Raw genomic sequence first — 12,367 nt, 5'->3', positions numbered from 1 at the left:
GATACTTGGTGCTCACATTACCTTTCTGTATTCCTGCGCTTTTTGCATTAAAGGCAAGAGTTTTTCGCCAAGAGATTTTGGTTCAATGATTTTATGTTTCAAAAAAAGTACACATGATCTTTCAATCAACATAATAGCATTATTCCCAACAGTAGTTAATTGTCTTATATCTCTCAAATCACTAATCCCAAATTCATTTTCACTAACTGATTTTAAATTAGAGTGAACAATGTTGATCCCATGAACATAGGAAGAAAGGTCTCTATAAATTTGTTCATAGAGTGACGTTTCTTCTAAAATGATAGCAATATTTTCTACGTTTCGAGGGCCATCAAAAAGTTCGTACCATTTGTTCACTTTACCTTTCTTGTCCAGTTTTGAACCTTTTTTAATTTCAGTTCTTTCAAATTCGTTTGCTATTTCTACATAATCTTCTGAACTCAATGTTTCAAGGATGTTTTTTATATTATTTAAACAAATTTTCTTTTGTTCCTCTCCGATGTTCATATTCTTAACATGTTTATCTTTTTGTTGTTTTTTGAAAAAGCTTCCATCTCTTTCTGGATAGGCAAGCTTTTCAAAGTATCCCAACTGAAACTTTTCATAGGTGTATAAGAACTGCAAAGCTTTTCGCTCCTCATGATCATTCAATAAATAGGAAAATTGAAAATAATATTCAAGTAAAGATCTAACGAGAGGCTTAGAAGCATTGATACAACCTTTCCCAATAAGCTCGCTTATAGCATCGGACATTTCTAGTATTTGCCTAAAAAGAAGGTAAGAAGCTAAATCCGTTCTCAAAATCTCTTTGGAATTTTTTCTAAAGTCTAATATCTCTATCCCATTATCTACATAATCTTTTAGTAGTTGCGAAAACAGATTTAGTTTTTCCTTTTCTTCGTCACTATACGACTGGTACATAATTTTCAATTTCTAATTTTGAATTCATTTTTTGCCATGACATATCACCGAAACTTCCTTTCCAACTTTCCACTCACACTTCATCACCCTCACAACAATCCTCACATCCTCCACCAAAACTTCCACTTCGTAAAAACTTCCCCAAAAACTAATTTTTTGTATCATGCCTTTTACGCCATCATTTTCATTCATCAAAAACTCTTCGGGCCTTATCATTACATCTTTTCCATTAGCTTCAATTCCAAACAATGCGGCTTGTTCGGGTTTCAATAAATTATACTTACCGAACAAACCTGCCACATATTCATTCACTGGTTGATGATAAATAGTTTCCGGGTTTCCCTGCTGAATGATCTTTCCCTCTTTCATCGCAATAATTTCATCTGCCCAGGAAAGTGTATCATGCGGATCATGAGACGTTAGCAAACACGTTATTTGCAATCGCTCCGTTATATCTTCCAACACAGACTTCAATGTGTTTTTGTGTATAGGATCCAAATTGGAAAATGGTTCATCCAGCACTAACAACTTCGGGTGTTTTACCAATAACATACACAATGCAATCCGCTGCTTCTCTCCTCCCGAAAGCTGATCTGTTCTGCGTTCCAGCAAATGACTGATCCTGCATATTTCAAATAACTCTTTTGCCGCCTCTTCATCAACTTTAATTTGAAACCAAATCAAATCTTTTACGTAATAGTTATTCAACAAATTATAATGCTGCGATAAATAAGCAATGTCTTTATGGCCTTCTAATAATTTTTCTTCCGGCCCGATCACTCTTTCGCCATTAAACATTACTGTCCCGCTGCCAGCTTGTTCATGCCCGGATATTATCTTTAGCAATGTTGATTTACCTGCGCCTGATTCTCCGGTAATCGCAATCTTCTGTAAAGCCTCTTGTTGAAAACTGATATCATCAACAATGATCCTGTCCGGCTGATACTTGCTTATATGTTGCACTTCCAATAATGCCATGCGTAACCACTTTTCTCAAAAATACAATTGTCTCAACCGATCATGCATTTATCATTAATAATTGTTATCGTTGGTCCGGTGAGATTTGAACTCACAGCCCTCCTGTTAAAAGCCGGATACTCTGCCAATTGAGCTACGAACCAATTTTATCTATAGGTGGTGTCTCAAGGAGTCGAACCTTGTTCTTTGGATTTTCAGTCCAATGCATATACCGCCTCTGCCAAAACACCTTTTTATATAAAGCAGCGGTACACGGTAGCACCGCTGCTGCATCACCCACTTAATTCTTCATCACTACATCTCTCCTGAAACCGATCACACTTGTTTTAACCGGCTCCGGATTTGTATCGTTCGGATTGGTGATCTCTGCAAGCGTCATTGGTTTATTGATCTCTGTTGTTAAGCCCAGTTGATCGCGTAATCTTTTGGCTTTATTAACTGACAATTTCCCAAATTCATATCTTGCTATTAATCTTCCTTTACGCAACAGCGCATTATCAACCAAACCTATCTCACTGTTGAATGTGCATATGATCTGGACATTCAAACAATCACTCAGCAAGCCATCGCTAATATTAAGCAGGTTGCTTACACTACTGGTACTGCTATATCTCCTATCCATGATAATGTTCTCAGCATCTTCAATCACTAATATTGCATTTGGATTATCCAATAATAAATCCATAAAATCCGGATTCATCAGGTTGCCCGCAACCGACGGGGAGACGAACATTACTTTCTTTTTTAAATTCCCGATCAGGTACCTCAGGTATGTTGTCTTGCCGGTACCTGGCAACCCGTGAAGCAATACGATTCCCTTGTCATTTTCCTTTGCTAATCTTTCGTTTATGACTGTGTTTACAGGTTTAAAATCATCATTGTAATAAAGATCGATGTCAAGCTTTGTTGGTTTAATCGAAATCGTTTTCAGGTCAAGCTGGTTACTGCTTAAAGAGATAATATTTATCTCGTACTCTTTTTCCTTCTCCGGAGCTTTCAAAACTTTAAACTCAGTCAGCATTTTGTTCGGCTTTGCGTAATCATTAGTGGTAAAATAAATTTCAAGCCAGTCATCACCCAGTTTCACCATCAATTTATTTTCGATAACGAAAATGGTTTTTGAAAAGCAGATTTTATCATCCTCCCAGTTATGATAGATACGCTGATACACATCTTTCACTTTGCCATACTTGCCGCCGCTAATTAATTCAAAGATCTTTTTCGTATCAACATTGCCGATGTAAGCCACGCATGGTACAGTATTAAAAAGTTTTATGTAGAAAACTTTTGGCTCAATAAAATGCTGGTCAAATAATTGCTCATTATTTTTTGATTTCAATCGGGATTTATCCCTTTTTAGTTTAATCAGTTTTAAAAGACTGCTATATTGTACAGCAAGAAATATTAAAACGACTGCGACTATCGTTTCCATAATTACTTATTTATGGCCGGGGCATAAAAAACCCGGTCAGTTATTAATTTCTTCATGACCGGGTAATGCAATCAATCAAAGATTAATGAATACACGGTCGTTGTAAATGTGTTTTAAAGTACATATCCGTTTTCAGGTTAAATAAAAAACCCCGCATCAGCGGGGTCTCATTTATTTTAGAATAGTTTATTTAAATAAATCGTATACCCCGCCCGTTATGAAGCGTATTTGCATCAAAGCCTGGTTTATTATTTTGATATAGTGATATGCGGAGCATTTTTAAATTTTTGCGAGTGCAAAGATGGAAATATTTTTTTGATTATGCCAAATGTTTTTAGAAATATTTTTTGAAATTATTTTCGGACTCGTTGAGACCCGAGTAAAATCGATGCTTTCAGGGGAACACTTTTAAAAAAAAAAATTAAATATATAAGTTAACCACAAAGATGCAGATTTTTAAAAATTGATTCCTTCTATCTGGACATTTACAACTTCCCAAAAAGTTCCATCCCAATTAAATTCCACCATCCAGTTTCCTTTCAAGGAAATTTCCGCCGATTGCAATTTTGTAGTGATATCATAAATACCCTTTACCTGGCACAATTTTTCATCTACTGAAAAATCAAGATCTTTTACTTCATTGATAGTTATGTCATCATAGGCTTCTTTAAACCTGTTTAAAATTTTCTTGAATTCGGTTTCTGTGAGTGGATAATGATTATTGATGCGCAGATTTTCTGAAGGCAGAAGCGGCATCCATGTGATAGGATCTTTCTCTAATATTGTGCCAATGCAATATTCTACCGCATGTTTTGTATTATCATATTTATGATCAGGATAAAATTCATCATAGGTAAAACAGGTCATGCCGCCTGGGATAAAAATATCGTCCATTTCGTAATTAAATAATTCTTCTGTGGCGAAGCGATACAATTCCCTGTTACTGATGTTGGGGCTGCAAACGGCTAAATCAATATGGTATCTATTTAAATAAGTGTCTAGTTCAGCCCAGGCATTTTCTATTTCAGTGTCTGGTATTTCATTCACCGGTTCAAAATGAGTGGGCCTTTCTATCCTATCAAACACCTTTATCATTTTTCTTTCTGCAGCTTGTTTCTCATATGCCATGATATAATTCAGGAAATCATTTTCCATGTCAATAGGGACTTCCCCTTCTGTCTTCATGTCGCCAAATTCTGCACCATGCTCCAGCATCAATTTCATTTTCAGAAACTCATTTTCATTTTTGAGATTTTCTTCATGGCTGATGTCGTTAGATTTTTCTTTCATAAAATAATAATTTAGGCTCTTGATTTTACCACCCAACATAGTCCGGTGGCTTAATTCCTTTTAAACGCAAATAAACTATGAGTTGTCCTAGGTGATGTGTCTGGTGATCGTGCATCAAGATCAATATTTGCCTTCTCGTCATCAGTCCTGCAAAAAACTTCACTGTCTCATCAAGTTGTTTAACGGAAAGGTTGTGATGAGCTGTTGTTCCCATATCATAGGCGTCACTCAATATTTTAATTACAGCAGCTTTGCTTTTCACTGATGTATCAATTTTGTTTGTCTTTGGAACGAAGAGATAAGCGGAAGAAAGCCATTCCATATTATCTGCAATATGCAAAAGCTGTTGTTTAAAGCTCATCTCTTCCGGAACTGGTTTAAAATCATAATATTCTTCAGGCATTAATTCAGCCATTTTCAGCGCATAATCTTTAGCGTTAGTCCACTTGCGATTTAATTGTGCAAGAAGACTGTCACAGCTATTTTGTGCAGATAATTTGAAAGGACCTATAAAGAAGGTTGCAATAAAAAATAGTAAAATAAATTTTGAGGCTCTCATTTTTTTAAATAAAAGTAAACCAAATGACGTATAAAATTTGTGCCCGAATTTTATGTCGCCTTCTGCCCCGCCAAGTTTTGTAACTAACTTTCAAAGGCAACATTATTGTCTTGCGATCTTTCGGCATTAAGCATAAAATTTTTTAAACTTGCATATTGAATAAAATGTTATGCAGGAACTTACCAAGAAAGAAAAGAAAATAGCAAGAGAGATTTTTGCTATATCTATAGAGAAAGAATTTGATGCAGCTTTACAAAATTCTGAAGCGATTTTGGCTAAGTGGAAAACCGGTAATGCAACAGGCAGGGAAATCTTTCACGAAACACGTAGTTATTTGAATAATTTTCTTAAACACCTGCAGCACCGCTACGATGATTTACGTCCTTCATATTATCTGATCAACCTGGCCGGAATTTTGAAAGACGGTTACATTACAGAGGAAGAAATCAAAGATTTTTCGGAAGAGGCAAAGGAAACTATTAAGCGGTATATGTCTTTTTAGAAAAGATGCACCGGCATTTCAATACAGACATTACTTTCAGATTTTCTTCATTTTCCCTCTAACAGGAACCTCATATCCAAACGGTCTTCGTTCTTTAGAAATTTTATCAAGGATTTCTTCCCATGAGTTGATCAAAAGTTTAACTATCTCCCAATGCTTATCCATTCCTTTTTGCATCTTTAAAAAGAAGATTCCGATTTTATAATCCTCACATAGCTGATATTGCAACCTTGTTCTGTGAATTTTTAAATCTTTTGTTATTAAAATACCGTTGGCTTTTCCAATTGACGGAATAATAACTTCGTCTGGTTGACCTTTCCCTAATTTTAATTTCGTTGAATAAACTATTATATCCCTGAAATATCCTTTATTGAGTGAGTTTAGCGCATCTGCTACATATTCTGAGAGGTTCTCATCTATGTAGATTTCCATTAAGCAGCAGATTTTTTGTAGAAGGAAATGGCATCATTAACCTGTTTGGGAGTAATATCATACAAAATACTAATTGCGTCTGTTGGTTCACCGCTTTCGTACATTGAAAAAATTACTTCGGCATTTATATTAGTGCCATTTAGAATTGGTTGGCCGAACTGGTTATGTGGATTAATCACAATATCACTTTGTTTGCCAGCAGGCCAAAATTTTTCAGCGATTTTATTTGAATTAAAATCAATTTTGCTTGCAAAGCCTCTTATAAATTCAACAAAATCTGTTTGCCTGGAACCATCAGCTTTTACAATGCTGTCTTTAAATTCAAACCAAATTTTTTTACCATCACTTAAAATTGTATCACTTGCAAAAGGGTATGGAATATTTAAATCTTTCACCATAGCAGTCCGTGATTTTAAAATCTCCTTTGGTGTAACGCCTAATTCCTGTAGATGGAAACAAGTATATAGTTCGATGAGCGTATAAAAATTTACAGCCTTTATTTTATTATCGACTGACCATGAATAGGTTTCATTAAAAAATTTCTTTCCTGCCCTTTCATTCCAATATTCATTTAAATAACGACGAACCTTGTATTTAGGAATTAGTAAGATGTTGCTTATATCAGCTATTGTATAAATACCTGAACCTAATTGTCGCTTATTGAAAGTTGTTATTGGCATTAGTTTCAAAATTAAAACATAAAATAACGATAATTTGACTATTTCAACAATTCTCAAATCAACCCTTGTTCTCCATGCCTTCTAAAAGTACTCGCATACAATTCCCAGCAGTCATAAGACGAAGGAAGCCTGAGCACTTATCATAAAGCGATCAATACACCAATTCAGGCACTTCCCTATAAACAGTTCTTTCATGAGGATGTGCCTTTTTCAAAAAATCTTTATCCAGCGGTGTGGCAATCATGTCGGCTGAGGCGACCTGGTAATTCGCAATGTCTAAAATCTCCTGGTCAGTAAGATCGTTATATAGCCATGCTTCGGATAAATCTCCGGCAAGAATTGTTGGCATTCTTTCTTTACTGTTATGAATTTGCTTCATTAACGAATTGGCCGTTGTCGTTACGATTGCAAAGGTGTTCGTTGTGTTTTTAGATTCTGTATCAAACCAGGGTTGCCAAATTCCCGCCAGATAAAACTCCTCTTTATTGCGCATGCTGATTACATAGGGAAATTTTTCCGGAGTCTTTAAAATCTTGCCACTTTTACCAACAACTGTTACATGCATCCACTCGTAAAAAAAATTTACAGGAACCAGGCATCTTCTTTTAAGCGCCGCATCTTTATACATTTTGCTCAGCAGTTCCTCACTGGTAGCATTCAACGTAGTATATGGTTTATGATATTTTCCGGAATCATCTTTATATCCAAAACGAAATCGCTTTATATCTTCCATCGTTTTTAAATAAGTGGGTAAAAAGCCCCATTGCATTTTTACAATCTCGTTTCCTGCCTTGCCATCCCGGGCCCTGATTACAGGATAGGTATTGTAATCGAAACCCCTGTAAATAGCGAGGTCATCATTCAAAAATCCAAGGCGTTCAGCTAACTCAACAAGCTCCTGGAACTCCGTATTTGAAATTTTTCTACCGGTTAGATAACACATATTTTATAGCTTTAATCATAAATTATTTATAGAAGTAATCTCATAGGATTTCTTCTATGCTAATTTAAAATATTTCATCAAAACAACCTCCCTTGTTCCCCCGGCCGCCTGAAAATACTGGTATCGAGTTCCCACCGGTCTTCATTCATTCTATACAGCTTACCATATTTTTTATATTGCTGACGAACGATCTCCGCAATGCTTCCTTCACCACGCATGCGAACGCCCCAGCGAGAATCATTCACCTGGCCGTTATGGCTTCCTTCAATTAAATGCCACACTTTATCAGCACGGTCCGGGAAATTTTTATAGAGCCAGTCATGAAATAAAAATTTAATCGCACCATTCAACCGGATGAAAGTATAAGCTGTAAATGTCGCGCCGGCATCTTTGGCTTCTTTCATGATCCTCTGCATCTCGTGATCATTCAGCCCGGGAATCATCGGGCCCATCATAATGCCCATTCTAATACCTGAATTACTTAGTTCTTCAATTACTTTTAATCGTTGTTTGGCAGTTGTTGTTCTTGGTTCCATTAATCTTCGCAACTCATCATTAAAAGAAGTAACCGAAACCATCGCTGTTACCAAACGTTTCTTAGCCATTTCCTGCAGCACATCTTTGTCTTTTATTATCCAGGCGTTTTTGGTAAGTATCCCTACCGGCTGGTTGAATTCATTACAAACTTCGAGTAGGCCACGCGTTAGCCTATACTTTTGTTCTGCCGGCTGGTAACAATCTGTGTTGCCGCTTAGCATAATGGGTGTAGGATCATATTTTTTATTCATTAAAAATTTGCGCAGCATTTCGGGAGCATTCTTCTTCACAATGATCTTACTTTCAAAATCAAGGCCTGCACTGTAGCCCCAGTATTCATGAACATTTCGTGCATAGCAATAAATACATCCGTGCTCGCAACCGGCATAAGGATTCATGCTGTACATCATGCCAAGGTCCGGGCTTTCTACCTTGTTTACAATGCTTTTTACCTGCTGCTCTATGTATTGCGTTTTTACATTAGTAATTTCCCAGTCATCAATAGCCTCCACATGTTCCTTTACCTGCTGGTCTTTCAGAAATTTATTTTTTGTATTAAATTGGGCGCCACGCCCGGCTATGTATTGATCGCCTTCATCTTTCTCCTGCGCAGCAATCTTAAAATGATCTTGTTTCAATTGGGTTGCCATAAAAAAATTTTTTGAATTAAATAGATAAAACTCTTTACCACGTTAGAGAGAAACGAATAAATTAAGACAAGTAGCGCCTTATACGATTAAGACAGATCATTAAAATTTATAGTCGACATCAAGATCTTTTCCAACGGAGACACAAAGATCACCAAGAGATTTTGTGGCTTTGTGGGAGATTACATAAACAATTCTCCCTGTTTTGTTGCAACCGGCAAATTCATAAACTCAAATCGTTGTACAATCTGGTAAGGCTTTTCGCCAACCCGTCGTTTAATTAATAACATACCATCAGCAATAAAACGACCTGTGAAATGCCGGTGACTGTAATCCTGCCAGCCCTTTTTGTATTGCCATGGTAATAGTTTTCTAGCTACGGGAATATAGGGGTCGTCAATGAAGTGAGGTTTGTTTTCCTTGTTCAAAGTCATGAGTTTCTGAGCCGGTCTTAGCGCCTTGATTAAATTTTTAACCTGCAGTTTACTTTCAACATTGATATAAATAGTATGAGATGGAAAACTACCGAAATCCTTAAGCTCGACTTTAAACGGCGTATAACCCATCCCGATAGTTTTTAGGCTATTTACCAATCTTTCCTCCATCATTTCAAACTGAACAAAGTTTACCAACGTTAAATGCGGTTTCCCCCACAATGCATTTTCAGCTTTGTATTTTTCGTAAAATTCCTTTTTTACTTCTGTAATCTTATTACGCAACACTTCAGGCGGATTTAAAATTAGCATGTATTCGTTATAGTTATACCCGGGGATTTGTATTAATGATTTTGTATCCATAGGTTAAATTTTTATTAGTTAAACAATTCCTTTTCTCCCGGTTGCAGGCCAAATACATTAATGTGCCTGCAAGCCTCATATTGATGTTTCCTTTTTAGTAACTGCAATTCACTTACCAAAAAAGATTCATGAAAAGTTTTATGTGCATATTGTGTTAACGCCCTGAAGTAAATTTCTTCCGGGATTCTTGCTGCGATACTTAAATAGGGCTTTGAAACTATTTTAACGGGCGGACACGAACAGGAGTTCACATAAGCATTCAATACCTTTAAATCCCTTGCTAATTTTTGAAAAGGCCGCTCATCCTGAACACGCAGGTAAATTGTATGCGGTGGGAAGCCGCTGTAATTATTTAAAGTAACAGTGAAACTTTGCTGTTGGGAGCAAACTCGTTGTATCCACCGGATCAATGTTTCTTCCATCGATTCTTTTGCGAGAAAATTTGCTATGGTAATATGAGGCTTCGTGTCAGCAACAATTTTCTCCCGGTATTCACCGGAAAAGAATTTTTTTTCTGCCGTAACTTTTTCATCAACAACTTTATCAGGCCGAACTACCAACAAATACTCGTAAAGGTCGTTTCCGTATATTTCCGGCATCGTTGGGTGAGACAAAGGATATTCTGTTTGCATAAAACTTTTATTTTTCGGATAATAATTTTAGTATAAATTTACTAAATTAATTAGTAAATCAACAAAATTATTTTTATGATTCCCGATAGGATGTATGGTGCAAAATATGCCGGCACCAAATCGTTTACCCAGGCCGATGTGCCCACGGCCAATGCTACAGGCTTCGGAGCTGCTGCAGATGATTACATGGAAAAAGGTATTGATCTTAATGAAGAATTGATCCGAAATAAACCCGCAACTTTTTTTATGCGGGTAAGCAGCGATGCCATGAAGGAAGCAGGAATTTATAAAGGCGATGTGGCAATTGTTGACCGCTCCATTAAAGCCACTAATGGCAAAGTAATTATTGCCATTTTAAATGGCGATATGTTGATAAGGCGATTTGAGAAAACAAATAATAATATAAGACTGATAACGGATTCTAATAAATTATCACCGATACAAATTGATAACACCTGTGAAGATTTTGCTATTTGGGGAGTCGTAACTTATGTAATTCACACGCCCTAAGGGCGTCAACCCAATACGTCATTCGATAAGCCCAGGATGACAGAAGGGGAAACTAAACCCCGGAAAATAGATTCCTTATTGCACCTCGATATTATTTTGTTTCATTAAAATCAAAATAGATTGAAAGCAATTGTTGATTGCAATAGTTTTTATTGTTCGTGCGAACGGGTGTTTCGGCCTGACCTGAAAAACAGGCCCGTAGTGGTTTTAAGCAACAACGATGGTTGTATCATTTCACGAAGTGATGAAGCAAAGGCCCTGGGGGTTGAGATGGCGGGGCCGTACTTTAAGGCTAAGCCTTTAATTGAAAAACATAAAGTCGCCACTTTTTCATCTAACTACAATTTATATGGTGATATGAGCCGCCGGGTTATGGATACATTAAAAATGATGGTGGGAGAAAGAAATGTAGAAGTATATTCTGTTGATGAATGTTTTTTGGATGTGAGTATGATTGACGAAAATCGTTTGGACGATTATGCCCTACAGATGAGAGAGACCGTTGAACAATGGACAGGAGTTTCTGTTTCGGTGGGCATTGCTCCAACCAAAACCCTTGCGAAAATTGCTAACCATTTAGCGAAGAAAAATAAAGCAGCAACAAAATGCGTAGCAACAATTGTGGGTGATGATGACATAAGAAAAGTGTTGAAGACAACCAGCGTGAGCGGCATTTGGGGCGTGGGAAGAGCCTATGCAGATAAACTTATTAACTGGGGAATAACTACCGCATGGGATCTCTGCAATATGCCGGAGGAATGGATCTACAAGCATATGGGAGGAGTTGTAGGTAGGAGGCTCGTAAGAGAATTGAAAGGAACACCGTGCATTGACATGAAAGATGAATTGAAAGTAAAAAAGATGATTGCGACGACGCGAATGTTTGGTAAAAATGTTACCGAGTTAAGCGACATTAAAGAAGCCGTTGCCACCTACACCGCGAGAGCCGGCGAAAAATTAAGACGCCAGAAATGTGCTGCTTCGGTATTAAGCGTTTTTATAGTTGCAAAGGAAGAAAGTCATACAGCAGACTTTAACCGGGGTGCAACCATGAGCACACACATCGTTCTGCCTTCCGCTACTTCCATAACTAATGAATTGATTGCTCCAGCTATGCACATGGCGGAACAAATTTTTAAACCTGGCAGGGAATATAAAAAAGCAGGCGTTATGTTAAGTGGCCTTGTTCCCGATACCTCTATTCAGAGTAATTTATTTAAGCCACTAACGGAGAACAGTAAACGTTTTTTAATGGATGCGCTGGATAATATTAATTTTAGTATGAGAGATGATGTGGTAAAGTTTGCTTCTTCCGGGCTTAGTCGCGACTGGAAAATGAGAAAAGAATTCCGTTCGCCAAGATACACGTCAAGATGGAATGAATTGAGGGAAGTGGTATAACTAAAAATGATGCTGTTGTATTAGATTGCAATAAGGATTTCATACACTCCCCATACTCTATATACGCCTTTGCTATGCTTTATCCATGCACCATCGTCGAAGGATT

14 protein-coding genes and 2 tRNA genes are annotated in these 12,367 nt (G+C 37.0%); 3 read left to right on the top strand and 13 right to left on the bottom strand.

What is annotated here, in order from left to right:
• Positions 1-12: 12 nt before the first annotated feature.
• The 7 genes from ACO1O5_RS03525 to ACO1O5_RS03495 form a co-directional block, all read right to left on the bottom strand.
• Positions 13-921 (bottom strand): DUF5677 domain-containing protein, encoded by a 909-nt coding sequence (locus ACO1O5_RS03525; protein WP_486268454.1) that lies wholly within the window; start codon positions 919-921, stop codon positions 13-15.
• Between the two features lie 24 nt (positions 922-945).
• Positions 946-1,899, bottom strand: coding sequence for an ABC transporter ATP-binding protein (locus ACO1O5_RS03520; protein ID WP_486268453.1), 954 nt, complete (start codon positions 1,897-1,899; stop codon positions 946-948).
• 70 nt (positions 1,900-1,969) lie between these two features.
• Positions 1,970-2,042 (bottom strand) — tRNA-Lys (locus ACO1O5_RS03515).
• A 14-nt stretch (positions 2,043-2,056) separates the two neighbouring features.
• Positions 2,057-2,129 (bottom strand) — tRNA-Phe (locus ACO1O5_RS03510).
• Positions 2,130-2,179: 50 nt separating this feature from the next.
• Positions 2,180-3,331 (bottom strand): AAA family ATPase, encoded by a 1,152-nt coding sequence (locus ACO1O5_RS03505; RefSeq protein ID WP_486268452.1) that lies wholly within the window; start codon positions 3,329-3,331, stop codon positions 2,180-2,182.
• A 456-nt stretch (positions 3,332-3,787) separates the two neighbouring features.
• Entirely contained in the window at positions 3,788-4,621 is an 834-nt protein-coding gene (locus tag ACO1O5_RS03500) for a hypothetical protein (protein WP_486268451.1), read from the bottom strand.
• Between the two features lie 25 nt (positions 4,622-4,646).
• Positions 4,647-5,180, bottom strand: coding sequence for a DinB family protein (locus tag ACO1O5_RS03495; protein WP_486268450.1), 534 nt, complete (start codon positions 5,178-5,180; stop codon positions 4,647-4,649).
• Positions 5,181-5,349: 169 nt separating this feature from the next.
• Between ACO1O5_RS03495 and ACO1O5_RS03490 the strand changes: the two genes are divergently transcribed.
• Positions 5,350-5,682, top strand: coding sequence for a hypothetical protein (locus tag ACO1O5_RS03490; RefSeq protein WP_486268449.1), 333 nt, complete (start codon positions 5,350-5,352; stop codon positions 5,680-5,682).
• 36 nt (positions 5,683-5,718) lie between these two features.
• Here ACO1O5_RS03490 and ACO1O5_RS03485 read toward each other — a convergent pair whose 3' ends face one another.
• From ACO1O5_RS03485 to ACO1O5_RS03460, 6 genes are all read right to left on the bottom strand, one after another.
• Positions 5,719-6,114: a PIN-like domain-containing protein gene (locus ACO1O5_RS03485; RefSeq protein WP_486268448.1), complete on the bottom strand. Its 396-nt coding sequence runs from the start codon at positions 6,112-6,114 to the stop codon at positions 5,719-5,721.
• Positions 6,114-6,794, bottom strand: coding sequence for a DUF433 domain-containing protein (locus tag ACO1O5_RS03480; RefSeq protein WP_486268447.1), 681 nt, complete (start codon positions 6,792-6,794; stop codon positions 6,114-6,116). The genes ACO1O5_RS03485 and ACO1O5_RS03480 overlap by 1 nt, the downstream gene beginning before the upstream one ends.
• Before the next feature lie 151 nt (positions 6,795-6,945).
• A complete protein-coding gene (locus tag ACO1O5_RS03475; RefSeq protein WP_486268446.1) occupies positions 6,946-7,737 on the bottom strand; it encodes an SOS response-associated peptidase in 792 nt (263 codons plus the stop codon).
• 77 nt (positions 7,738-7,814) lie between these two features.
• Positions 7,815-8,924, bottom strand: coding sequence for a PA0069 family radical SAM protein (locus ACO1O5_RS03470; RefSeq protein WP_486268445.1), 1,110 nt, complete (start codon positions 8,922-8,924; stop codon positions 7,815-7,817).
• 179 nt (positions 8,925-9,103) lie between these two features.
• On the bottom strand, positions 9,104-9,718 hold the full coding sequence (locus ACO1O5_RS03465; RefSeq protein WP_486268444.1) for a 2'-5' RNA ligase family protein: 615 nt from the start codon (positions 9,716-9,718) through the stop codon (positions 9,104-9,106).
• Between the two features lie 14 nt (positions 9,719-9,732).
• On the bottom strand, positions 9,733-10,350 hold the full coding sequence (locus ACO1O5_RS03460) for a 2'-5' RNA ligase family protein (RefSeq protein WP_486268443.1): 618 nt from the start codon (positions 10,348-10,350) through the stop codon (positions 9,733-9,735).
• A gap of 75 nt (positions 10,351-10,425) precedes the next feature.
• Here ACO1O5_RS03460 and ACO1O5_RS03455 point away from each other — a divergent pair, with 75 nt between their 5' ends.
• Together ACO1O5_RS03455 and ACO1O5_RS03450 are read left to right on the top strand one after the other, a co-directional pair.
• Positions 10,426-10,860 (top strand): LexA family protein, encoded by a 435-nt coding sequence (locus tag ACO1O5_RS03455; RefSeq protein WP_486268442.1) that lies wholly within the window; start codon positions 10,426-10,428, stop codon positions 10,858-10,860.
• Between the two features lie 120 nt (positions 10,861-10,980).
• Positions 10,981-12,261, top strand: coding sequence for a Y-family DNA polymerase (locus ACO1O5_RS03450; RefSeq protein ID WP_486268441.1), 1,281 nt, complete (start codon positions 10,981-10,983; stop codon positions 12,259-12,261).
• Positions 12,262-12,367 lie beyond the last annotated feature (106 nt).

The sequence above is a fragment of the Ginsengibacter sp. genome (assembly GCF_057362405.1).
Note: the sequence above shows the minus strand (reverse complement) of the source record. Positions and strands in the feature narration are given on the sequence as shown.

What these genes read in the sequence shown, in the direction of transcription:
- ACO1O5_RS03525 (WP_486268454.1), bottom strand. Translation starts at nt 921, where the DNA reads ATGTACCAGTCGTATAGTGACGAAGAAAAGGAAAAACTAAATCTGTTT.
- ACO1O5_RS03520 (WP_486268453.1), bottom strand. Translation starts at nt 1,899, where the DNA reads ATGGCATTATTGGAAGTGCAACATATAAGCAAGTATCAGCCGGACAGG.
- ACO1O5_RS03505 (WP_486268452.1), bottom strand. Translation starts at nt 3,331, where the DNA reads ATGGAAACGATAGTCGCAGTCGTTTTAATATTTCTTGCTGTACAATAT.
- ACO1O5_RS03500 (WP_486268451.1), bottom strand. Translation starts at nt 4,621, where the DNA reads ATGAAAGAAAAATCTAACGACATCAGCCATGAAGAAAATCTCAAAAAT.
- ACO1O5_RS03495 (WP_486268450.1), bottom strand. Translation starts at nt 5,180, where the DNA reads ATGAGAGCCTCAAAATTTATTTTACTATTTTTTATTGCAACCTTCTTT.
- ACO1O5_RS03490 (WP_486268449.1), top strand. Translation starts at nt 5,350, where the DNA reads ATGCAGGAACTTACCAAGAAAGAAAAGAAAATAGCAAGAGAGATTTTT.
- ACO1O5_RS03485 (WP_486268448.1), bottom strand. Translation starts at nt 6,114, where the DNA reads ATGGAAATCTACATAGATGAGAACCTCTCAGAATATGTAGCAGATGCG.
- ACO1O5_RS03480 (WP_486268447.1), bottom strand. Translation starts at nt 6,794, where the DNA reads ATGCCAATAACAACTTTCAATAAGCGACAATTAGGTTCAGGTATTTAT.
- ACO1O5_RS03475 (WP_486268446.1), bottom strand. Translation starts at nt 7,737, where the DNA reads ATGTGTTATCTAACCGGTAGAAAAATTTCAAATACGGAGTTCCAGGAG.
- ACO1O5_RS03470 (WP_486268445.1), bottom strand. Translation starts at nt 8,924, where the DNA reads ATGGCAACCCAATTGAAACAAGATCATTTTAAGATTGCTGCGCAGGAG.
- ACO1O5_RS03465 (WP_486268444.1), bottom strand. Translation starts at nt 9,718, where the DNA reads ATGGATACAAAATCATTAATACAAATCCCCGGGTATAACTATAACGAA.
- ACO1O5_RS03460 (WP_486268443.1), bottom strand. Translation starts at nt 10,350, where the DNA reads ATGCAAACAGAATATCCTTTGTCTCACCCAACGATGCCGGAAATATAC.
- ACO1O5_RS03455 (WP_486268442.1), top strand. Translation starts at nt 10,426, where the DNA reads ATGATTCCCGATAGGATGTATGGTGCAAAATATGCCGGCACCAAATCG.